Source organism: Paenibacillus sp. LPE1-1-1.1, assembly GCF_040676435.1.
Classification (GTDB): domain Bacteria; phylum Bacillota; class Bacilli; order Paenibacillales; family Paenibacillaceae; genus Pristimantibacillus.
Genome location: NZ_JBEGHY010000001.1, coordinates 1987931 through 2010158 on the forward strand (window position 1 = coordinate 1987931; position 22228 = coordinate 2010158).

Below are 22228 nucleotides of genomic sequence, written 5' to 3' on the forward strand. Positions count from 1 at the left end.
CTTTATGTGTAAGATTGTATAACATATATCTGTCATTTACATTGGAGTTCTATCACAAACTTCCTCTTCCATTTTGGTGATTAATCACAAAGGGCCATCATCTTCCACAAAACAAATACTTGAATACCCCCTATAAAACAGTGAAAAGTGCTTTAACCACTTAGCAATCATCGCTAAAATAGCACTGTATTCCCCATGCATTTTATGTTAGATTAACTAACATAAAATGCATGGGGAGGACGATGGCATGAGTGGTATTAGTGTTCAAGAATTAATTACGCATAGACCTTACTTGTTTGGAAGCCAGCCGGTTATTAGCGGTGCGAACGGTTTGCATCGTCGTATAACAAACATAAACGTGATGGAAGTCCCCGACGTTTTTAATTGGGTACGTCATGGTGATTTACTGCTTACGACCGCTTATTCGATTAAAGATAATCCTAACGCTCAAAATGAATTAATTCCTAAGCTCTCTGAAAATGGCATTGCAGCGATCGGCATTAAAACAAAGCGATACCTTCCTCAGGTTCCAAAGAAAATGATTGACCTCTCGAATGAATATGGACTTCCCATATTAGAGCTAGCCTACCAAATCGGTTATTCCCAAACGATTTCTGATGTTCTGGAGGAGGTACTCCAAAACAATTCCAAATGGCTTGTAGAGCAGCATAATAAAATCCAACTGCTAACGAGCACTTTGATTATGGGTGAAAATATCAAAACATTTATGGATACCTTTATTAAATGTACAGGGCTGCACGCCGATTTCATCACCTGCGAGTCCGAGGCTTTACCTCAAGGGGCTGCTCTGACCCATGCTTGGCCGGAATCAACTCGACTTATTCCAGCCTATCTGAAGTCGCTAGCGAGCACGCTTCCTTGCTTTTGGCTCGATAACGATAAGGCTAAGCTCTATATTCCCATTGAGAGAAACAAAGAAACGATGGCATATTTGATATGTCGGGGATGCCGCGAGGAGGATTGGGAGCCGCTGCAGCTGCTGCTTCAGCACACGGTAAACTTATTGACCTTACACCTAAGTAAACAGCATTCATTGAGCAGCCTGGAAGATCACCGCAAAGACTTATTTCTAAAAACGTGGATACTTGGTGAAATAACGGATCCGCAAGTAATCGCTCTTCAGTCAGCTACCTCCGGACTTCAACTAGAATCCGATTATAGCGTTTGCCTGACCTCAAACCTTATCCCTTATTCGCAAAGAGAAATTATGAGGGCAAAGAGTTATTGCATTATGCAGAGAATCATTATGCTTAATCTAGGCAATGTATGGGTGCTGCTCATCCCCAAACATCTCACAGCCGATTCAAACGTGTATAGCAGGATTCATGCTGAGCTTAGCCTTTGTTTAAAAATGCCTGCCCTTCGATTAGGGATCAGCAGCGTCAAAACGATTAATCACATTCACGAAGGCTATAAAGAAGCCGTTAGCGCACTAGAATTATGGGTGTTTATTCAACCCAGCGAAATCATTTGTTACTACGATAAGCTTGGCATGTTTCCCATTTTCCACGTTCTATCGGATCAAGAATCCATTAAAAAGCAATTATTTCAGTACATCCAGCCTCTGCAGGACCATGACAATCATCACCACTCCAAATTAGTTGAAACGTTAATCGTCTACTTGCAATACGGCGGCAATATAAAAGAAAGTGCGAGCGCGCTTTTTTGCCATTATAACTCAATCGTATACCGGTTAGACCGCATTCAAAGCTTACTGCAAATCAATTTAAAGGATCCCGATATGCGCTTTCAACTGCAAATGGCCGTCAAAGTATTTGCTTTTTCAAACAAAAAAGGAACTATGATGGGATCATAGCTCCTGATGGATCGTATGCTTATGATTGCCTAGCTGAGGGCTCCTTAACTCAATTACATCGCCAATCTGGCAAGCTAACGGGTTAGCTGGGGTCCCTGTCAAAATGATATCGCCCTTCATTAGCTTAGTCATGCTTGAAATATGCGACACTAGCCAGTGAGCTGGAAATAACAAGTTTGACGTATTATCCTTTTGAATGAGAGATCCGTTCACCCACATTTCCAAATCGACATTACAAGGATCCTCGATTGCTGCCACTGCTCCAATCGGTGTCATTTGGTCGAACATCTTAAAACGACCGCTATTAAAATGTGCACTAGCCGTAATATCATTTGCAATAGCGTAACCCGCTATGATGGATGCAGCCTCATGCTCTGCAACATGTTTCGCATCTTGGCCGATAATGACAGCCATCTCGACCTCACAAATAAATTCTGTTAAGAGCGGTGATATAAAGATGTCTCGCTCATTCGTCAAACTTTCAGGCGTTTTTAAGAACAAGAAGGGATCTTCTTCATGCGTAATTCCCTTTTGCGCTCGGAACGCTTTAAAATTGGGACCGACTCCGATTATTTTACGCGTATTCCGCATATATCCCTTTATATTCATTGCTGCTTCTTCTCCTTTTAATGAGCATGAGTTGTCCGGTATTCCCTATAAGACTTTACTGCATAACCCCCGTCAAATCTATATAAAAGTAGAAAGAGACCGTTTCACGAGTAGAAGGTTCTACTGCGCAGACGGTCTCTCCTTTATTTACTATTGCTTGCCAGTCCGATCTACAGCGCCGCTGGCGGCGTGAAGGAGCGCCCAGCAAACTCAGCGTCCAGCATATAGAACGCGTTACTGTCCTTATCGATGCGCTTCAGCTTATGGATAATGTTATCGAAGAGTGCTTCTTCTTCTACCTGCTCGTCGATAAACCATTTGAGAAAGTTGATCGTCGCATGCTCGCGATCATTGATAGCAAGATCAGACAAATTGTAGAAACGTTTCGTATTTTGCTGCTCGTGACCGTAGCCTTGCTCGAACGTGTCAAGGATAGACGCGTACTCGTTATTCGGCTCTCCAAGAGCGGATAGCGTAGCGCGACGGCCGCGGTCGTTCAGAAATTTATAGATCTTCATAGCATGAAACCGTTCTTCCTCTGCTTGTACAATGAAGAAGTTAGCGAAACCGTCAAGACTTTCACCGGAACAATACGCTGCCATCGCAAGATACACATGCGCTGAATAAAATTCAAAGTTCATTTGTTCATTTAATGCTTCTGCTAGTCCATCATTCATGCTCATGCACCTCAACCTTCCTAGATTGTACTTATTCTAACATAAAAATAAAGAACGGCAAATGCCGTTCTTGTAAATGTATCCATATGAAATGATTATCCAATCATTTTCTTTAACCGCTTGTAGAGCTTCTCTGCTGACGGCGCGCTAACCGTCTTCGACTTAATGACGACGAAACACTCCAGCTTACAGGTTTTGCAATCGCCTAGACAATCGCTTTTCTTCTGCTTGATGTCCGGATATCGATTTTTCATTGCCTTATAAATCGGTTCCGAGCCGTTTTTTAGATTCCTTTTGCAATACTTAATCTTCTTCATCCGATTCACCCCGCAGCGCAACGAAGGATTTGCTTTCTACTTGATGATAATGATTATCATCCCCGTTGTCAACTGCGATTTTTAAGTACCTCTAGTCCTTTTATGAGCTGGCTATCCTCTTTGGCAAGCTTCTCCCGAAGTCTCTCGAGGAGCTGATAGCCCGTTTTGTCGTTAAAGCTTCCAGTAGCCTCAAGCTTTTCGGCCGTTTGGAATTTCCGCAATGCCTCCGAAGTCTGTTTGTCGAACATCCCTTCTTGTCCGGCCGGCGTATAACCAAGCTCCTTCAGCATCAACTGCAGCGTCTTCACGTCCTCGCCGTAGCTGCCCACCTTCATATCCGTACCGATCGCAAGCGGCCTTAGCTCCGTATAGGCAGGAAGCGACACGGCAAAATCCGGCGATACGCCTGTTTTGTTGATCCAAGTACCTGCTGGCGTCTTCCACTGCGCTTCGGTCAAGCTCAGGACGGAGCCGTCCTTAAATTGATTAAAGCCTTGCACGACACCTTTGCCATACGTTTTCTCCCCGATAACCGTTGCCCCCGCTGACTCCTTCAAAGCTGCGGTCAGCACCTCGCTCGCGCTGGCGGACTGCCCGTTTACGAGCACGGCAATCGGAATGGTCCAATCCTTCTCCTGCTTCGACTTGTAGGAAATGGTTTGACGCTCGTTTTTGTACACGACATTCAGAATTACCTTATCCTTTGGAATAAGAGTGCTTGCAATCTTGATCGTAGGCTGCAGCAGCCCGCCCGGATTTGAGCGCATGTCGAGCAGCAAGCCCTTAAGCGGCTGCTTCTCCTGCAGCTCCTTGATTGCAGCTTCAAATTCATCCGCCGTTTTCTCGGCAAACCGGCTGATCGTCACATGGCCGATCCCGCCCTCCAGAAGCTCCGATGTAACGGTATGTACAGGTATTGCTTCCCGCTTCAATGTCAAAGAAATGAGCTCTGCCTGATTCGGTCTTTGCACCTGCAGCGACACGGATGTTCCTTCCTTGCCTCTAATAATGCCGAGCAGCTCTTCAAACGTCTTGCCGCTCAGCTTCTGATTATCCACGGAAATAATAATGTCACCCGGCAGCAAGCCTCCGCGTTCGGCAGGAGCCCCTTTCGTAAGTCCGTTAATGACGAACTCGCCCTCTTCTTCACGGATCTCGGCACCGATGCCGAATATTTCGCCTTCATAGGACTGCGTGTACGCGTCGCCCTTCTCCTCGACCAAATATCGGGAATAAGGGTCCTCGAGCGAGCTGACCATGCCTACCGCCGCACCGTTGATAAGCTTCTTCGGCTCTGCTCCGTTCAAATAATCATTTATTATTTTGTTGTATGTGACCGTAAATTGCTGAAAGGCCGGTTCTTTCAGCATCGGGTAACGATTTCCCATCCAAAGAAGCCCGATTGCAAAACCAATGGCCGTAAACAAGACCGCCCCCAGTACGCAAAATGAAAGAAACCGTTGTTTCGCAGCCGCTGATGTAAAATAGTTCATCTGTTCATCTCCTACAAAGTTTTGTGAAGCAAAACTTACTTCGAAAGCATACGCTTGGTTTTACGAAGTAAAACTTACTTCGAAAGCACGCGCTTAGTCTTGTATGTGTGGTGCATTTTAGCTACAATCAACCTAATCTTAACTATAAAGAGCTGGAGAGGAGCTTCACCGCTAGTATGTATAAACTTATCGCAATTGATGTTGACGACACGTTATTAACGGATGATCTAATCGTAACGGAGGGCACCAAGCAAGCCATGGAATCCGCTATCGCCCAAGGCGTAACGGTAACGCTGGCAACCGGACGCATGTTTGCTTCCGCTCAAAAGATCGCTAAGCAAATCGATCTCAATGTTCCTATTATTACTTATCAAGGAGCCCTCGTCAAAACGCTGCTGGACGGACAAGTATTATATGAAAGAAACGTCCCTATCGATGCGGCTAAGGAGATTCACGCATTTGCCGAGGAAAACGGACTTCATCTGCAGCTTTATGTCGATGACGAGCTTTACGGAACCGAGGACAACGATAAAATAAAAGCTTATTCCAAGCTCTCCAACATCCCTTACAAAATCGAGCCTGATTTCAATAAATTGCTGGACTTTCCGATGAATAAAATGCTGATGATCGACGAGCCCTCACGCCTCGACGAAATCGCTGAGCAGCTTAAGCTTCAAGTTGGCGACCGCGTGCATATTACAAAATCGAAGGCGCATTATCTCGAGTTTATGCATAAGGAAGGCACGAAAGGTCATGCCTTGAAATTTATGGCCGAGCATTTGGGCTGCACCATGGATCAAACCATTGCCCTCGGCGATGCTTGGAATGACAATGAAATGATTCTTGCTGCCGGCCTAGGCGTAGCGATGGGGAACGCCATTCAATCCCTTAAGGATATCGCTGACTATGTCACGCTGTCGAATAACGAGGAAGGCGTTCGCCACGTCATTGAGAAGTTCGTGCTGCAAGCAGCGTCTGAATAATTTCAGATAAAATATGCGAAACAGCCCTTTCGCTCAAGCGAAGGGGCTGTTTCGTTAGAATAAGGAGCGCGTGCTAATGAATTGTCCGTTATGCGGCAGGCCCAATGAATGCGGGATTAAAGCCTTCGAAGATAAACAGGAAGTTTGCTGGTGCTTCCATGAGCAATTCCCGAAAGAGCTGCTTCAGAAGCTTCCGGAACCGCAGCGCGGCAAAGCCTGCATTTGCAAATTATGCGCTTCGGCCTTTCGGGATGATGTTATGACCTAGGAGGAAAAATACCGCTAAGGCTGTTCAGGCACACTGCTTGCCCTAAACAGCCTCTTATTTATTTTTCTTTTCGTCCGGGTATGAAGAAACGCTGCTCTACCGTGCCTGCCGATAACGGCTTGCTGAAATAATAGCCTTGAATCTTACTGCACGCATTGTCCGTTAAAATATCAAGCTGGTCCTTCGTTTCGATGCCCTCCGCGATAACCTCCATGTTCAAATGCTGCGCCATGGCGATAATCGTTGACACGATCGCCCTGTCGTTGTTGTTCTCCGTAATATCCCGAATAAAGGACCGGTCGATCTTCACCTTATGAATAGGAAACATTTTCAAATAGCTAAGCGAGCTGTAGCCCGTACCGAAATCATCCAAGCTGATTCTTATTCCGTATTCGTTGAGCTGGTTTAAAATGCTGCTTGAAATCGAGGCGTCCATCATCATGCTTTCCGTAATTTCCAGCTCCAAAAACTTCGGTTCCAGGCCTGTCTCTTCCAAAATAGCCATGATATATTCCGCCAACTGGGGCTGATGGAATTGCTGCGAGGACAAATTGACGGAAATCGGAATAAGCGGTCCGCCTTCATCATGCCACATCCGCATTTGCCGGCAGGCTTCGCGCAGCACCCACGTCCCCATTTCATAAATAAGTCCAGTCTCTTCCGCAATCGGGATAAAGAGGCCGGGACTTAACATTCCCTTGGTCGGATGCTCCCAGCGCACGAGTGCCTCGATTCCGATCATCGCATGATCCTCGGTCCGGATTTGCGGTTGATAATGCAGCAGCAACTCGCCCCGTTCGATTGCTTTCCTAAGATCGCCTTCTAATTCAATTTTCTCAAGCAGCTTCTGATCGAGCTCGTCAGAGTAAAATAAATAGTCGTTTTTGCCTTTTTTCTTTACCTCGTACATGGCCGTGTCGGCATTTTTCAGCAGTTGAATAGCGTCTTGTCCATCTCTCGGAAACAAAGAGATGCCAATGCTCGCGGAAACGTAAAAGTCGTTGTCCATCAAACGGTACGGCGTTTGAATCGTCTTTATGATCTTTTTAGCCAAAAGCTCGATGGTCTCCAGCGAGTCATAATGACGGCAAAGCAGCGTGAATTCATCTCCGCCCATACGCGCCAGCATGGCATCATGCCCCTTTAACTCTTTCTGGATGCGCATGCTTACTTCTTGCAGAAATTGATCGCCAACCGTATGGCCAAGCGAGTCATTAATCATTTTAAAACGGTCGATATCAAGCACCATGACGGCAAATGGCAGCGGGGCTTCGTTGTTCTCCGCTATGGCCTCGGCAATGTTTTTATTAAACATGCGGCGGTTGGGCAAGCCCGTCAGCTCATCATGGAAGGCCAGATGATTGATTCGATTCTTCGCCTGCTTCTCTTCGGTAATATCTTTAAAAATGATATAGCTGCCCACCACGCTGCCTTCGATTATAACCGGCACATTCGTAACGCTTAGATCGAGTCTCTTTCCGTCTGTACGGATAATCGAGGTTTCATGATTTAACGTTTCACCTTCGAATGACCGCTGAAACATCTGTTTCACGCGTTCCTGGTCTTCCGGGATAATGATTTCGTTCAACGTGGAAATCGGCTGGTTAACGACCTCTTTGGTGTTATAGCCCGTTATTTGCAGAGCAATGGAATTATGGCTTATGACCCGTCGCTGCAAATCGACGGATACTATGCCATCTTGATTATTTTCGTACAGCGACCTATACCACTTCTCGTTTTGCTCGATTTCAGAATCCTTGCGTGCAAGCCGCTTCGAAATATAGATGCCTAATAGAGAAAAGCCGAGTGTAAAAAAGGTGCCTGCCGAAATAAAATACGCCAGCCATTTTTGATCCAAAATCACGCTGTAAAAAAGCACCGACTTGCTGCTGTTATGAAAATTGGCAGCCTGCATGCCCGTAAAATGCATGCCTACGATAGCTGCTCCCATAATTGCGCCGCTTGCAAGCTTCTTCCACAGCTCCCCTTGCTGGTCGCCTTTCCGGAAATAAAAAGACAGCCATAAAGCCGCGATCGATGCGCCAAACGCAATCAGAATAGAAAGCACGAAGGTGAATGGATCATATGTAATAGGTATCAGCATCGCCGCCATCCCGACGTAATGCATAACCGAGATTCCCGTTGCGAGCAGCAAACCGCCTATTAGCAGCTGGATACCCGTCAGCTCGCTGCGCCCAACAACAAAAAGCGCAATAAATGCTGCGCCGATGGCAGCGAAAACAGACAGCAGCACGATGACTAAATCATATTCTACCGAAATGGGAAGCGTTAATGCGAGCATGCCGATAAAATGCATGGACCATATTCCCATCCCCATCGAAGCCGCGCCGAACATCAGCCACTTAATCCTCGTACTGCCTTTGGAGGTGCTTACCCTGCCTGCCAAGTCAAGTGCCGTATACGAAGCCATTACCGCAATAAGATATGAAAAAATGACTAACAAACTATCATATGTTCCGTGAACATGCTCCATTTCATCCCCTCAGTTCTGTGTAAAATAGCAATCTGTAAGAGCACTCTTTTATTATACAATAGGTTATATCATTTTTTTAATAAAATATTGAATAATAATGGCAATAATACGCATTGAATCCTGTCCATATGCATTCCAGGTACATTTTTATGATTTATGTATAGTAGAACCCTATGGTTTGCGAACGGAAGATTGTCCGCATAACAATAGAGCCTCTCCCATTTACAGCGGAAAGGCTCCAATTTATATTCCAGCTTATGACACGGCTTTGCGGCCCCGCTTGCATTCGCCCTTGCCGCATGATTTATAGGTTCCTGTAAAATCAAGCCGGTGATCGATCACCTTAAAACCAAATTCCCGTTCAATGCGCTGTTCGATCTCGCTCAACCAATCCTCTTTGATTTCAGTGAGCGAGCCGCATTCATCGCAAATAAGGTGATGATGCATATGCTCATGCCCTTCCTCGCGAAGATCATAACGCGCTACGCCGTCTCCGAAATTCATTTTTTCAACGACATGAAGCTCTGCGAGCAGCTCGAGCGTACGATATACGGTCGCAAGACCAATCTCGGAATATTTTTGCTTTACGAGCATGAAGACGCCTTCTGCGCTCAAATGGTCCATTTCGTTCTCGAGCAGCACTCGCAATATAATCTCACGCTGAGTCGTCAGTTTATATCCGTTCGCCATCAAATGGCGGTTTATCCGATCCATTTCTGCCGTGATGTTTAACATGCAGAGTTACCTCCTCTTATTCTAAAGCCCGTACATGACTGCAAACGAAAAGATGTAAAGGCTTACTTTTAGAATGATTATAATTTAATGGTAGTACACTTTAACGAAATTAGCAAATACCATATTTTTATAGCCCCTCCTGCCGCCTCCTTGACATGAATAACAATTATCGATTATGATATACCCACAGATAATTCGTAATTATTACTAATAAAGGACGGGTGAAGACAATGAAGCAAGGAATACATCCCACTTACCACCAGGTGTTGTTTTTTGATGTAAGCAGCGGTTACAAATTTTTGACGGGCTCCACGAAATCGTCGAATGAAAAAATGGAATGGGAAGACGGCAACAGCTATCCCGTTATCCGCGTAGACACAAGCTCTGCTTCGCATCCGTTCTATACCGGCAAACAACGCAATACCGACAAAGGCGGACGCGTCGATCGCTTTAACCAACGTATTCAACAAAAGAAATAAGCTCATTTTTTAAAGTGAAGCACCGACAGTATGCCTAGCTGCAGGCGTAATGCCGGAGCTTCTCTTCTATTTAACATAATCGTCTAGAGCACCGCAGACAGGCCTCCGTCTATATTCACCGAGGTTCCCGTCACGAAGGATGCCGCTTCAGAAACAAGGAAGCCGATTACATTGGCCGCTTCCCGCGCATTGCCTATTCGCCCCAGCGGTATGCCGTGGCGCGGATCGGCTGCGAACTCCTCCCAGCTTAGCTCGGGCGCCTTAGCTTGCCACATCCGCTCGATTTGGGCGCTGCGAATGAGACCGATGCATACCGCGTTCACGCGGATGCGATCCGCAGCCAAGTCCTTGCTCATCGCTTTCGTAAGCGCCAGCCCTGCCGCGCGGCTGACCGAGGTTGGCAGCGAGGAGGCGCCTGGCGTTTTTCCGCCTATCGCCGTAACGTTGACGATGGCACCGCCGCCTGCTTTGCGCATATAGGGCAGCACGGCTTGGGAAAATTGAACGGCTCCAAGCAGCTTTAAGTCCAAATCGGCCGCCCACGCTTCATTTTCCACCTGCTCAAACGGGCGGGCCGCCGATGTTCCTGCATTATTTATAAGAATATGAACGCCGCCGAATTTTGCGATCGTTTCCGCAACCGCCCGTGCTGCCTCCCCCGCCTTCGAGACATCCGCGCTGATCGTCAGCGCCGCTTTGCCAGTCTGCTCCTTGATTTGCTCCGCCGCGCTGCGAAGCGAATTCTCCTCCCGTGCGACGATGGCAATCTCCGCTCCTTCGGATGCGAGCAGCAATGCCGTTGCAAGGCCGATCCCCTTGCTTCCGCCCGTAATAATCGCTACTTTTCCATGTAATCCAAGCTCCATACCCTTTTCCTCCTTTGCTGCTGACCGTCGATTTATTTTTGAACCATCTTTATAACCTTCTGAACCTCGTCGTTGATATCGATTTCCGTATGGGCAGGCAGATTCACGATAAAGATACCGCCGAAGACCTGCTGCGACTTCCCCTGCCAGTCACGGATTTTATTTTTTAGCATTTTGAGCTCCAAGGAGTAAATAACCTCTCTGCTCAGCAGCCAATTATGCCGCGTAAACGTAGACTTCTCTATGGTTTCTATGTACATGGAAACATCCTCGATCGTTTTTACCCGAATGACGTCCCCGAAAGCTACGTTTTCCGTAAATACAGGATTTTCCTCTATGCGATATAAGTCTTCATCCAGTTGAATGACATCTAGTACCTCTACCTCTTGGCCTAAGCCGTCAAAGCATAGATGCAACGGTATAAAATCTTGAATGCTGCTCACCCTCTATGTCTATATTCAGTGAAGCTACCCGAAAGCCATTCTAGCTAATATCCACATTCATAAAATGCTCCACGGCCGGAAACGGGTCGTAGTAGTGATGCAGCAGTTTCTTCCACTCCATATACGCCGCTGATCCGCGAAAGCCCTCCGTATGATCCTCTAACGTTTCCCATCTTACGAGCAATATATATTTATGGCTTTCCTCAATGCACTTTTGAAGCTCATGGCCTCGATAGCCCTTCATGCTGGAAATAATGGCTGAAGCGAGTTTGAAATCGCGTTCGAATTCATCAGACAGGCCCTCTTTCACTTGTAAAACAGCTACCTCTAAAATCATATGACCAGCTCCTTTATCTATCAATCTAGCATAAACCAATTGCCCGAAAAACACCACAAGCTATCCGCTAAACCTGACGCGACAGACGCAAAGGCCATGCACCCCGCTTTCAAAAAAAAAAGAACCGCTGACTGTTCATAATGCAACGGTCAACCGTTCTTTTGAGTGTTCATCCAATAGGCAGCGCGGACTGCACCTTGCGAATGTACCCGATATCCCGGGTTAACACATCCTTTGTATTTCCGCCGAACCATTCCAGCGAAGCATATCGCTCCGCTTGCTTAAAGGAAGCGAGACGTTTCATTTGCTCCAAAACGGGACGGTAATCGATGGCTCCTTCGGTGATTGGAACCATTCCTCTGCGGTCGCCGCTTGGCGAATAAACGTTATTCGGCTCGAACAGCCTGGCATGCTGCAGCGAGGTTATATTTTTCAAATGATAATAATCCACCCAAGGATCAAGCCGCTCAAGCGAGATTAACGGATCTGTTCCTGATTCCCAAAGATGGAAGAAATCCAAATTAAGGCCGATCGACGGATGCTTCAGCTCTTTCATCAGGCGCAGCGTGCTTCCCAGATGATCGGCCAGCGTGCCCGGATGCGTCTCGAGCAGCAATCTTTTCCCTTTGACGGCACATAGATCGCCCACGAACTGCAATCGCTCGATATATTGCGTCCATTCCCGCTCGGTAACGCCAAAGCTCGGCCGCTCGCCCGCAAACGTTCGGATTCGGCTCACTCCAAACCAGTCAGCAAGCGCAATGACACGCTCCGTTTGCTCCTCGATCTGGGAAAGCGGAATATCGAGCGCAATATTCAGATAATCGCTGAGCATCGAGACCGCCATCCCGCTCTGCTTCAACAAAGTCCTCGGATCCTCCGAATAGCCGGCACGTTCGCTTGTTTCCAGCATGCTTCGGGCATGCGTGCCCCATAGCTCAATCCCGTTAAAGCCCTGAGACGCAGCGAACGCAATCAATTCCTCGAAGGATATTAGCTGATGGCGGAACGAGATCGTGCATAAAGCTATTTTCATAAAATCCCTCCCGCTTGAACAGGCTTCAGCCCGCGCCATCGGATGAAATATTGCTCGAGCCCTTGTTTTATTTGTTTCTCGACGCCGTCTATTCGTTCCAAATGGGCATTTATTTGTTTTACAAGCTCCAGCCGATGTGTCGTAGCTAATTTAATCGCCAAAAACTGAACGGTTGTATATCCTTGTACCAGCTCTTCGATCAAGTCGCAATATCCTAGGAATTCGGGATTGCCAGGATCCCGCTCCGGCATCAAATACATGAATGCATGCTCATAGCCGTATTTGCGAATAGCGAGCACTTTGAGCTGGCGCAGCGCTGGCGTAAGCCGGCGAAGCTGCGCCGCCTCTCCGGATGCCGAGAGCTCGGCGACGATACCCTTAATCCGCTCTGTCAGCTCATTGCGTTCTCCTTTAAATGTAGACAGAAATAAGCGTTCTACGCTTTCCTTTGAAGGCTCTTGCACCTTCACGGCATCGATGTAATAGCCGCCGCCGAACGCGTTGCCTCTTACGGCTTCGAGTACGCGCTCTCGCCGAACGATGCCCTCCCAGCGAAAATCAGGATCGCGCATAAACCATTCCTCTTCATTATCGGTCTTCTCAATCATTAGAAAATGAGGAAAGGGCTTCTGGTGGAACTTATTCTCTCTCTCCGGCATTAACGCCATATCGATATGCACGATGACCGAACGGTGCTCCGGTTTCCCGTCCAGCAGCTGCAGCAGGACATTCACGTTATCCTCCTTGCTGCGGGTGAAATCGTACCATTCGTGCACCGGCAGGCCGAACAGCTGCTCATACCACTCCAAATAGGCTTCATGCGTAATCTCCTCGGAGAAATAAGACAGCTCCCCGCGTTCATTTACGACAAAATCGCCATCCCATATCCCGAAATAAAAAGGTCTGTAATCTACGCCGCTATTCCTTTTCACGATCTCGCACAGGCAGCTGATCAAGCAGTGGACCTTTATTGATTCTTCACCTTCAAGCGGCTGCTTCGTCACCTTCCAAGATCACCTGCCACATTCAAATCCAAGGATTCAAGCTGCATCATGAAATCAAGCAGCGAGCCGACCGTATCAAACACGCCGGGGTCTACCTCATCCTCCGGCACGAATAGTCTCATATCCTCCTCGATATATACGATAAGCTGAAGAATCATAACCGAGTCCAGATATAGATCCTCATTCAGCCGCACGTTTTCCTCCAGCGGCCGCAGCTTTCCCGCAGCCTCAGATGCAAGGCGGTTGATGAGCAATTGCTCCAGCTGCTCCTTGGCCTCCGCTCTTATCATTGCACAGCCTCCTCCTGCTCTAATTGGCGTCTGCTTATTTTTCCCGTGGCACCCTTCGGAATAACGGTTACAAAAGAAATGTCCAGAGGAACCTTATACGCCGGCAGCCGCTTCAAGCACCACTCCCGCAGCGCTTCCGGCATCATCGCTTCCTCGGCGACGGCCATGCATTTCACTTTATCGCCCGAGACCGGGTGGCTTCCGCGATAAATGACATTTTCCTTAATGCCAGGCATAGATGCGATTACTTCTTCTACCTCTAACGGGTACACCTTCAAGCCGCCTACATTGATGACATCATCCATTCTGGATACGAATGTAAGGGAACCGTCCTCGTTCACCAGCCCGAGGTCTCCCGTTCGTACGGTCAGTCCATCCGACTCGGCAACCAGCTCTGCCGGCATGCCCTGCTTGTGCTCCTCTTGAACCGGCCCGTTTGCGCTAACATTCCATTGGCGCAGGGGAACGCCTAAATCATGCGGCGACTGCATGGAAGCAGATAGACTGATACAACCCGCTTCCGAGCAGCCGTATTGCTGCAGCAGCGTGCATCCGCTTTGGCTGAGCAGCTCAAATTGCTGCAAGGACATCGGCATGCCTGAACTAATTAGGCGCCGCAGCGCTGGCTGCGGTTGGCTCAAGGCGGCAAGCGCCTGCAGCTGTGCCGGAACGCCATAAACGATATGGTCGGGAAAGTCGCGGATCAATCCAAGCGTCAGCTTGGGATTCGCATTCGTTACGATAATTGGCTCTGCTCCTCTGGCAAGGGAAGCCAGCACTCCGCAAAGCAGCCCGTAAGAATGGGTTACCGGCGTCAAAACGATCGGCGTGCTCCAGGCTTCCAGCCCGATCGCTTCATTATAAGCCGCTATTTCTTCGTTAATCGCGTGCCAGCTGCGTCCGATTAGCTTGGGACGGCCTGTCGTCCCTGAGCTAAACTGGTACACCTTTGCCTCGCTGTCCGCTATAACCGATTGCTCCCGATTGGCGTAAAAATTCGTTGGATCGCCGAATAACAAGCCAGCACAGCCTGCATCGCTCATTGTCGCTCTGGCCGTCTCGAGCGGCGTGTTGGCATGTATCAGCAGAATAGAGCCTCCATTCTCCTTTAAATAGAGCACGAGCGAGATTAGCGAAGAGGCATCGGCTATACATAAGGCATATCGCTTGCCAAGCGGATCGCGGAGATGCGGTAATTGCATGTATGATCGCCAGTTCCGTTCATGATCAGTAACGGATGTCTTATTTCGGTTGACCTGCAGCATAGCTAAGCAGCTCCTCTCTGTTTGGTTCAGCAGCTGCTGGCTGATTGGCATGGGCTAAGGCAAGCTCTTCTTTTGCAGCAAACAGCGGATTGGCGACGGTATGGCAGTACTCGACTGTCTCAGCCTGCAGCCTGCTGCCCGCGAGCTGCTCGACAGGACAGCTCTGCGGGTAAAGATCAAATTTCTCGAACCGATCCTTCTGCTCCGGATAGCGTTCCTTATGCGCGTGCAGCACCTCGGCAACAAGCCTCCAGAACGTTTGCTCCCTGTAGCCGTACTTGTCGCTCATCATAAGCGCCAGCTCGCCTAAATTAATCATGAAAAGCGCATCCAGTGTCATCGCGACAAGCGATGCGCGATCCTTCATTTCGTAGTAATCATTTAGTTTGCCCTGTGCGTAAGCCGCATGGATTTCTCCAAAGTCAGGCGGCGGAACAAGCGTGCTAACCCCATCGGCGCAAAATTCGACTCCCTCATGAAAATCCTTGAGCGCAACCCGCACCGGAAGGCCGTTTTTGTGGACAAGGATCATATTTTGGGCATGCGATTCTAAAGCAATGCCGTGCATGACAAGGAGATGAACGACCGGCAGCATGGCTGCTTCAAGCAGCTGCGCCAGCCAGTTATCGATCCCATGCTGCTCGATCCAAGGATCAATGAACGGCTTTTGATCGGCTTCCAGCGCGTACAGCGCGTGGAAAGGCACAGCTTGCTCATCGCTCTCCAAGTACGTATGGATGCTCTCGCGCCAAATACAGCCCAGCGCCCCGTACCGCTCCTGTTCCAATGGATTATTGCTGCGGCTCTCTCCCTCGGCCTCGAAGGTCACGCCAGCAAACTCTTTCAAAATAATGACGCGCGACTTCTCCTTTAAATAGGGGTCTGCCTGCGTGAGCTGACTCAGCCAGCCCGATACCGCCGGGGCGCTGACAACCGAATGCGGAGTCAGCGAGCGGACGGAGGACGTATTCCGTATATGTAGGGACAGCTTAATGCTGGACTTCGACCGGTTATCGGCATTGGAAAGCGTCCGTATCGATTGCTGCGCCCGGTAAGCATCCGTACCGCTGCCAAGCAGAACCAATTGCTTGGCATGCAGCTCATCGATAAATGCAGGGACGATTTTGTTCCGCCATTGCCATGGATGTACAGGCAGCCAAACATACCGGTCCGGATCGCAATCCGATTGAATAAGCTTCTCCCGAAAGGCAGCGGTTTGAGTATCCCCAAGCTCCCTTTGCAGCAGCTGCTCAAAGCTCATTTCTTCCATAATGGCTGCCTTCCCTATCGATTCCGCCATCGCGACCCATAAAGGACGAATGGGCTGATTATATTCCGGACCGTAGGCATAGTTATCCTCGTAATGGAAGCCTATTCTCGATTTGTAGCAGGGATGGTAAGGATGGCCGTCCATCACCTCATTCTCGAGCTCGTCATAGGATAAACCGTTTAGTCTACGAGGGTTAACGGATCGCTCATATTGGGCAAGCACATCCTTCAGCCTCGTTTGCTCCAGCTCAGCCGCCATCGCGCGAAGCTTGTTTTCATCGGGGGTCTGCCCGCGCCAAGAAAGAAGTTCGAACAGCAGCTGTCCCGGCTGCAGCTCAATCGCTTCAGAGCCTCTCGCCATTCTGGAGACCGAATGCCGATCAAGCCTTATCCGGCCGAAGGTCATGGCCTCTCTGCCCACGCATCTGTATTCCACTTTGCTTCCGCAGGCATCCTTGCCTTCCAGTATAAAAACGAGCTTCTCGCCTACGCTTTCCGTACGCGGCTGAATAACCCGCTCGTAGAGCAGCGACTCCAGCAGCTGCCTAACGATTCGTTCCGTTACTTGATTATAAATAGGCGAAGCAATGGCTTCGCTCGCTTGATAGGCCTGCAGCAGCAACGTTATATTCCTCCTCCATGCGGCTTTTTCTCAATAGGCGGCTGACAGTCTGCTCGAGGCCGATAGCTTGTTCTCCTGAATATATCGAAAGATCGGATTATCGATTTGAACGTAAATAGCCGGCGTCTCATTGCTGCCCTCCAGCTCATCCACATCATAAAACCGGGTGAGCAGATTCGCCTTGCACGGGAGCTTTTCCTTTTGCAGAAGCATTTCGAACAATGAGGAGCCGGGACGTCCCATCGGAATGTAGGCTTCAATCTCCGTGACCAGCTCTTGCAGCAATTCCCTTTCATCGATCAAGCCTTCCGACCCGAACCCTTGTATCAAACCAAATAAATGATTCACGATCACGTAGTAGCAAAATCTTTCATCGACGGTTTGATCCTCATAGAAATTGCCTGTAATTTCACCGATTCCCGGAAGCGCCTCTTCAAGCCGGCCTCTTGTCGATTCGCAGAAATAAAAACCCTGGTTGTCGCGGTAATAATATTGCGCGGGATAACCGTCCTCCAGCCGGATTACGCTGTTTTGCTGATGGGCCTCTAACGCAACCCCGTATTTCATGTACAGCCACAGCATTGGACCAAGCGACAGCTTCAGATAGCGCTTGAACCAATCCCTGCTTATTTCGTCGAGCGGACGCCCTTCCCGCTGCGCGATGGATTCGATCACATTGCCGAGACGCGACTTTTGGCCCGGTATCGCCTGCTGTACGAGTGATGCGATAACCGCAACCTGCTCCGCCGCTTCCTGGATGAACGTATTCGCGCGCAGCACAACTTCAAAACCGGATTCGGTATGATGCTGCGAACGGAGCGTTATGAATGCCGGGTCGTTTACAATCGTGAAAGCCGGATACAGCCTGCTTACGTCTCCCACAGACGTTTCGAGCAGCCGCATGACCTCTCCGCCGCAGGCAAGCTCCCTGCCCTTATTAATCCGCAGAGAATTCGTCACTTTGATCGGCACCGATACCTTAAGCATAAACGGGGCTTCCGGATGATAGAGCGTGCGTATAGATGATGTTGCTTGATATTCCTCGCCCAGCCGGCCCAGATCCAGCAGCTCGCCGAGTTCCAGCCACCTGCACACCTCCGGATCGCTCAAAAGCCGCTCGGCTTGCAGGGGATGCACCGGAATAATCGACCAATCGGATGAATGGATATAATTTTGTATGGGATGCGATTTAAAGGCTTTCTGCGTGCTGATATGCCCTTTGATCCAATCCGTCGCGGATAGCGCCAAGCTTGAACCTTCCTTGACGATTGCAGCTTTCGCCGCAAAATAATGCATGCGGAACCGTCCCTTCAATTCAGGGGAAAACTGTGGTTTTCCCGTATCAGGAATCCCTTGCCTGCTCTTTGGCGTGGGATGCATGGAATGGCCGAAAATGAGCGCCTGCTCTGCATCCATAAATGAAAACGAAGTACCGTAGAGGCTTTCATGATCATCCTTCCGGGATTCGATGAATGATTGGATATTTTGGCAGCTCTGAATAACCCGATACACGAATTCCCCCGCAAAATGGCCGTTCTGATAAACAATCGACAGCTCTTTCACGATAAGCGCCGTCAGCGTTAAATAATCTGCTTCGAGCATCATGCCTTGCTTTGAATTACGGTAATACATCGGAAATTGATAGTGATGCCTGCCCGTTGCCGATACATATTGCACAGCGGCATACACATCGACATGCTGACTGAAAAGAGGGATATGCAAATAGCCGGCGCATGGATTGGAATACGCATTTCTTGGAAAATCAGCAGGAATCAAGTCGGTAACGGCATGCTCCTGTCCGGATTCGCGCAAATAGCAGTTCAAAATATTCGTTATAGTAGCCTCTTCCGCCACTTGCTTAGCATTTGGGCAGGCTTGATCATCAATCGATTGCTTGCGAGGCTTCCCCTTCGCATCATCGCCGGTGTGCGACGTATAAACGATAAAAATACCTCCCTGTTCAAACGTTTATAAAATGGGCTGATCACTTCATGAGTAATCGTAAATGATTATCATTATCAATACAACACTCTGGATAAAAATAGTACTTTTAAACTACAATTTCCTGTTTCAGGAGATCCATCGTCATTTTTCGACATTCCTGTGCCGTTCGGCCGATTACGGATCTTGTATTCATAAAAAGTTGGCTGATGGAAACATTATTTGTAGAGGACAAAAAACAAACGGAGGTCGTTTTGAATTATATCTATGGTTCTTCGCTGCTGTTAACGGGACTGTTCATTGTTAACCTGGTTTACTCTTATCAAAGCAAGCATATTGATCCTCACTTCTGGACAACGGTTAAGTTTCAGCTGCTAGCGCTGCCGCTATTTTTAATCGCCAATTTATGTATCGGTTACGGCATTAAGCTGGGATACAAAGTACTCGGAAATTTAGGATATGTACTGCTTGCGTCAAAGGGGTTAGAGATGTTAATCTCGCTGCTCATGGGTTTTATCTTTATGCGGGAAGCCCCTACTTGGCGAACGTGGATTGGCTTAGCCATTGTCTTTGCCGGCTTTATGGTTGCAAAAGGAAAATAAAGGACGTTCTCCGTATGCATGGCATGGAGCATGCGGAGAACGTCCCTTATCTAACCTCAGACCTATATCTGGATAGAACGGAATTTAGTCATTATCGTCCTTGCCGTTCTTCTTATTGCGCCCATTGCCTTTGTCCTTGTCTTCATTCCGCTCCTTTTCCCGTTCTTTTTTGCTTTGCTTCTCCTCTTTTGCTTTCTCACGTTCGCGCTCTTTATTTGTTTTCTCGTCTTCTCTATCCTTCTCTTTCTCTTCTGATTCCTTATCATTTTCTTCTTTCTTCTTTTTGAGAACAAGCGCTGGCGCCTCTGGAAACGCCATGATCGGCTCATCCTTCAATGCTCCCGTGAATAACGCTTGAAATACTGCCGCAGCGGCCTTGGAGCTCGTTGACAAATAGTGGCTGCTATCCGTTTCGTCATAACCAAGCCATACCGCGCCTACAAGCTGAGGCGTGTAGCCGACAAACCAATTATCCTTAGCGCTGTAGCCTGTCGTTCCCGACATCTGCGTAGTTCCGGACTTACCGGCAAGCGGGCGGCCCTCCAAAGCGGCGGCTTCACCCGTGCCTTCCTTGACGACACCTTCCAGCATGGCTGTCATCGTGCGCGCAATAGCTGGCTCCGTTACCTTTTCTTCGCTTGCGCTTTGATCAAATTCAGCAAGCACGGTGCCATCTGCGGATTCGATGCGGGTAATGGCATGGGCATGCTTGCGTACGCCGTCATTGGCGAACACGCCGAAGGCTTCAGCCATATGAAGCGGCGCTACGCCTTCATGAAGACCACCAAGCGCAAGCCCTAACGACCGGTCCTCATCTGTCAAAGGAATGCCGAATCGCGCCGCGGCATCGATCCCCTTCTGAATGCCCATCTCATTCAATAATTTCACGGCCGGAATATTATAGGAGTTAATAAGCGCTTCGTACAAAGACACTCGGCCGTGAAAGGAGCCGTCCGCATTCTGGGGCTCATAACCGTTCAAGTTGATCGGTTCATCCAGCAGCTCGTCGGTTGGCTTGTAACCCGACTCCAATGCAGGCGTATAGACGGCTACCGGCTTGATCGTCGATCCCGGCTGCCGTTTAAGCTGGACGGCCCGGTTAAAACCGCGAAAAGGCTGCTCGCCTCTTCCTCCCACAAGTGCCCGGATGCCGCCGCTGCGAGGATCAACCAAGACGGCGCTGCTTTGAATAAGCTGGTCTTCGGAACTCTCTGGAAATAGAGCTTCCTTCGCGTAAACCTGCTCTGCGGCTTGCTGCATTTTCGTATCCAATTCGGTATAGATTCTCAGCCCGCCTTGGAGTACTTCATTTTCCGTGAGCCCGTACGCTGTCATCGCTTCGCGGATGATTTGATCCACATAATAGGGATAACGAATGTCATCTACGCGGTTAGGCTTCGAGCTTAACAATTGAATGGGCTCTTTGACAGCCTTGCTGTATATTTCATCGCTAATTAATGCTTGATCCTTCATAAGCTGAAGAACAACATTTCTTCTCTCCAGCGCCCGTTCCTCATGCTTATAGGGAGTAAGCGCCGATGGCGCCTTTATCAAGCCGGCCAGCAATGCGGATTCTGCCACAGTAAGCTGCTTCGCCTCTTTTCCAAAATACGTGCTCGCTGCCCGGTTAATCCCCCAGGCTCCCTCGCCAAAATAAATCTGATTCAAATACATTTCCACAATTTGCTGCTTGGTGTAATTTTCTTCGATTTTTTTGGCAAGCAGCACTTCGTTCCATTTCCTCGTCCAGGTCCGTTCCTGCGTCAAAAATACATTTTTGGCCAACTGCTGCGTAATCGTACTGCCGCCTTGTACCGTGCCGCCCGAGGTGAAATTGGTTACAAATGCACGGCTAATCGCCCTCATGTCCATGCCTTCATGTTCAAAAAAACGCTTATCCTCTACCGCAACGACCGCATCCACCATATGTTTGGGGATATCGGCATATCCGATTTCTTCGATTTTATTAAATGAAATACGGGTCGCTTCATCTCCGTTTTGATCATACAGGATCGTTGCCGCAGGCAGCGGCACATCGAGCCGGGCAATGTCCTGTTTGTTTATGAGCATCCGAAAGGCTGTCCATCCGCCAAGCACCGAGATGACCAATAAGGCGGCAAACAGAATTAAAATCGTCTTTAATATCTTCCTTTTCTTTTGTAAAGCCGGATTGATCTTCATTACGTTTCCCCCAAGCTGATGCTTATCTCTTTTTTAAACCATTCGCAGAGCAAAACGTTTTTTAGTACGTTTAACTCATTTGCTAATTGTTTGCATAAAAAAATGCCAGAGAACAGATTTCTGTCCCCTAGCATCTTTTAGACGCATTCGCCATTGCTTAAACACCATCATTGTTCGTTTCTAAAATGGAATGCGATTTCAATCCTGCATGTCCATCTTTTTGGCAGTACTGCTCTATTTGGTTACGCCTGCATTTCCCTAAGAGAAAGCTGCTCGTAAGCCTCTGCCCATAATAGGCGGAAGCCCTTCCGTTTGTCCAAAAATTGTTGATATTGGATCATCGCGATTTCATCCTCCGGGTTTGTTTTCAAATAAATTTCGAGTTCTGCTATCGTTTGCTCAATCTCGTATAATACATCTCTGCTGCTATGGAACCGTTCCGTGTTTTTCTTCAACTGTTTCCAACCTTTGTTCAACTTT

Annotated in this window: 22 protein-coding genes; 5 read left to right on the forward strand and 17 right to left on the reverse strand. The window is 48.4% G+C overall.

The window, feature by feature from the left end:
- The first annotated feature begins 247 nt into the window (after nt 1-247).
- A complete protein-coding gene (locus MRBLPE1_RS08705; RefSeq protein ID WP_364144092.1) occupies nt 248-1837 on the forward strand; it encodes a PucR family transcriptional regulator in 1590 nt (529 codons plus the stop codon).
- Here the strand turns inward: MRBLPE1_RS08705 and MRBLPE1_RS08710 are convergent.
- The 4 genes from MRBLPE1_RS08710 to MRBLPE1_RS08725 all read right to left on the reverse strand — a co-directional run bounded on the left by MRBLPE1_RS08710 (nt 1832) and on the right by MRBLPE1_RS08725 (nt 4933).
- On the reverse strand, nt 1832-2446 hold the full coding sequence (locus tag MRBLPE1_RS08710; protein WP_364144095.1) for a fumarylacetoacetate hydrolase family protein: 615 nt from the start codon (nt 2444-2446) through the stop codon (nt 1832-1834). The genes MRBLPE1_RS08705 and MRBLPE1_RS08710 overlap by 6 nt on opposite strands.
- A gap of 170 nt (nt 2447-2616) precedes the next feature.
- The gene (locus tag MRBLPE1_RS08715; protein ID WP_364144582.1) at nt 2617-3123 is read right to left on the reverse strand and encodes a ferritin; all 507 of its coding nucleotides are present in this window, start codon (nt 3121-3123) and stop codon (nt 2617-2619) included.
- 95 nt (nt 3124-3218) lie between these two features.
- Complete coding sequence (locus MRBLPE1_RS08720; RefSeq protein ID WP_141500541.1) at nt 3219-3440, reverse strand: DUF1450 domain-containing protein; 222 nt, start codon at nt 3438-3440, stop codon at nt 3219-3221.
- Nucleotides 3441-3508: 68 nt separating this feature from the next.
- A complete protein-coding gene (locus tag MRBLPE1_RS08725) occupies nt 3509-4933 on the reverse strand; it encodes a S41 family peptidase (RefSeq protein WP_364144098.1) in 1425 nt (474 codons plus the stop codon).
- Between the two features lie 176 nt (nt 4934-5109).
- Here MRBLPE1_RS08725 and MRBLPE1_RS08730 point away from each other — a divergent pair, with 176 nt between their 5' ends.
- Nucleotides 5110-5916, forward strand: coding sequence for a Cof-type HAD-IIB family hydrolase (locus MRBLPE1_RS08730; protein ID WP_364144101.1), 807 nt, complete (start codon nt 5110-5112; stop codon nt 5914-5916).
- A 76-nt stretch (nt 5917-5992) separates the two neighbouring features.
- Entirely contained in the window at nt 5993-6184 is a 192-nt protein-coding gene (locus MRBLPE1_RS08735; RefSeq protein ID WP_364144104.1) for a cysteine-rich CWC family protein, read from the forward strand.
- 58 nt (nt 6185-6242) lie between these two features.
- Here MRBLPE1_RS08735 and MRBLPE1_RS08740 read toward each other — a convergent pair whose 3' ends face one another.
- Entirely contained in the window at nt 6243-8678 is a 2436-nt protein-coding gene (locus tag MRBLPE1_RS08740; RefSeq protein ID WP_364144106.1) for a bifunctional diguanylate cyclase/phosphodiesterase, read from the reverse strand.
- A 255-nt stretch (nt 8679-8933) separates the two neighbouring features.
- Complete coding sequence (locus MRBLPE1_RS08745; protein ID WP_364144108.1) at nt 8934-9413, reverse strand: Fur family transcriptional regulator; 480 nt, start codon at nt 9411-9413, stop codon at nt 8934-8936.
- Nucleotides 9414-9643: 230 nt separating this feature from the next.
- Here MRBLPE1_RS08745 and MRBLPE1_RS08750 point away from each other — a divergent pair, with 230 nt between their 5' ends.
- A complete protein-coding gene (locus MRBLPE1_RS08750) occupies nt 9644-9892 on the forward strand; it encodes a type B 50S ribosomal protein L31 (RefSeq protein WP_364144111.1) in 249 nt (82 codons plus the stop codon).
- A gap of 83 nt (nt 9893-9975) precedes the next feature.
- Here MRBLPE1_RS08750 and MRBLPE1_RS08755 read toward each other — a convergent pair whose 3' ends face one another.
- The 9 genes from MRBLPE1_RS08755 to MRBLPE1_RS08795 form a co-directional block, all read right to left on the reverse strand.
- Nucleotides 9976-10758 (reverse strand): SDR family NAD(P)-dependent oxidoreductase, encoded by a 783-nt coding sequence (locus tag MRBLPE1_RS08755; protein ID WP_364144113.1) that lies wholly within the window; start codon nt 10756-10758, stop codon nt 9976-9978.
- 32 nt (nt 10759-10790) lie between these two features.
- Entirely contained in the window at nt 10791-11201 is a 411-nt protein-coding gene (locus MRBLPE1_RS08760; protein ID WP_364144115.1) for a DUF4265 domain-containing protein, read from the reverse strand.
- 40 nt (nt 11202-11241) lie between these two features.
- Complete coding sequence (locus MRBLPE1_RS08765) at nt 11242-11538, reverse strand: antibiotic biosynthesis monooxygenase family protein (protein ID WP_364144118.1); 297 nt, start codon at nt 11536-11538, stop codon at nt 11242-11244.
- 169 nt (nt 11539-11707) lie between these two features.
- Nucleotides 11708-12574, reverse strand: a complete 867-nt coding sequence (locus MRBLPE1_RS08770) for a sugar phosphate isomerase/epimerase family protein (RefSeq protein ID WP_364144121.1) — start codon at nt 12572-12574, stop codon at nt 11708-11710.
- Entirely contained in the window at nt 12571-13578 is a 1008-nt protein-coding gene (locus MRBLPE1_RS08775) for a DUF6005 family protein (RefSeq protein WP_364144124.1), read from the reverse strand. Before MRBLPE1_RS08775 ends, MRBLPE1_RS08770 begins: the two co-directional genes overlap by 4 nt.
- Complete coding sequence (locus tag MRBLPE1_RS08780) at nt 13575-13868, reverse strand: acyl carrier protein (RefSeq protein ID WP_364144127.1); 294 nt, start codon at nt 13866-13868, stop codon at nt 13575-13577. Before MRBLPE1_RS08780 ends, MRBLPE1_RS08775 begins: the two co-directional genes overlap by 4 nt.
- Complete coding sequence (locus MRBLPE1_RS08785; RefSeq protein ID WP_364144129.1) at nt 13865-15133, reverse strand: AMP-binding protein; 1269 nt, start codon at nt 15131-15133, stop codon at nt 13865-13867. Before MRBLPE1_RS08785 ends, MRBLPE1_RS08780 begins: the two co-directional genes overlap by 4 nt.
- Nucleotides 15111-17024, reverse strand: coding sequence for an IucA/IucC family protein (locus MRBLPE1_RS08790; RefSeq protein WP_364144131.1), 1914 nt, complete (start codon nt 17022-17024; stop codon nt 15111-15113). Before MRBLPE1_RS08790 ends, MRBLPE1_RS08785 begins: the two co-directional genes overlap by 23 nt.
- Nucleotides 17025-17054: 30 nt before the next feature.
- On the reverse strand, nt 17055-18878 hold the full coding sequence (locus MRBLPE1_RS08795; protein ID WP_364144133.1) for an IucA/IucC family protein: 1824 nt from the start codon (nt 18876-18878) through the stop codon (nt 17055-17057).
- 296 nt (nt 18879-19174) lie between these two features.
- On the opposite strand from MRBLPE1_RS08795, the gene MRBLPE1_RS08800 reads away from it, so the two are divergent.
- Nucleotides 19175-19567: a hypothetical protein gene (locus MRBLPE1_RS08800; RefSeq protein ID WP_364144136.1), complete on the forward strand. Its 393-nt coding sequence runs from the start codon at nt 19175-19177 to the stop codon at nt 19565-19567.
- Nucleotides 19568-19651: 84 nt separating this feature from the next.
- Here the strand turns inward: MRBLPE1_RS08800 and MRBLPE1_RS08805 are convergent, their stop codons facing one another.
- Nucleotides 19652-21748, reverse strand: coding sequence for a transglycosylase domain-containing protein (locus tag MRBLPE1_RS08805; protein ID WP_364144138.1), 2097 nt, complete (start codon nt 21746-21748; stop codon nt 19652-19654).
- Between the two features lie 242 nt (nt 21749-21990).
- Nucleotides 21991-22224, reverse strand: a complete 234-nt coding sequence (locus MRBLPE1_RS08810) for a hypothetical protein (protein WP_364144141.1) — start codon at nt 22222-22224, stop codon at nt 21991-21993.
- Nucleotides 22225-22228: the final 4 nt, after the last annotated feature.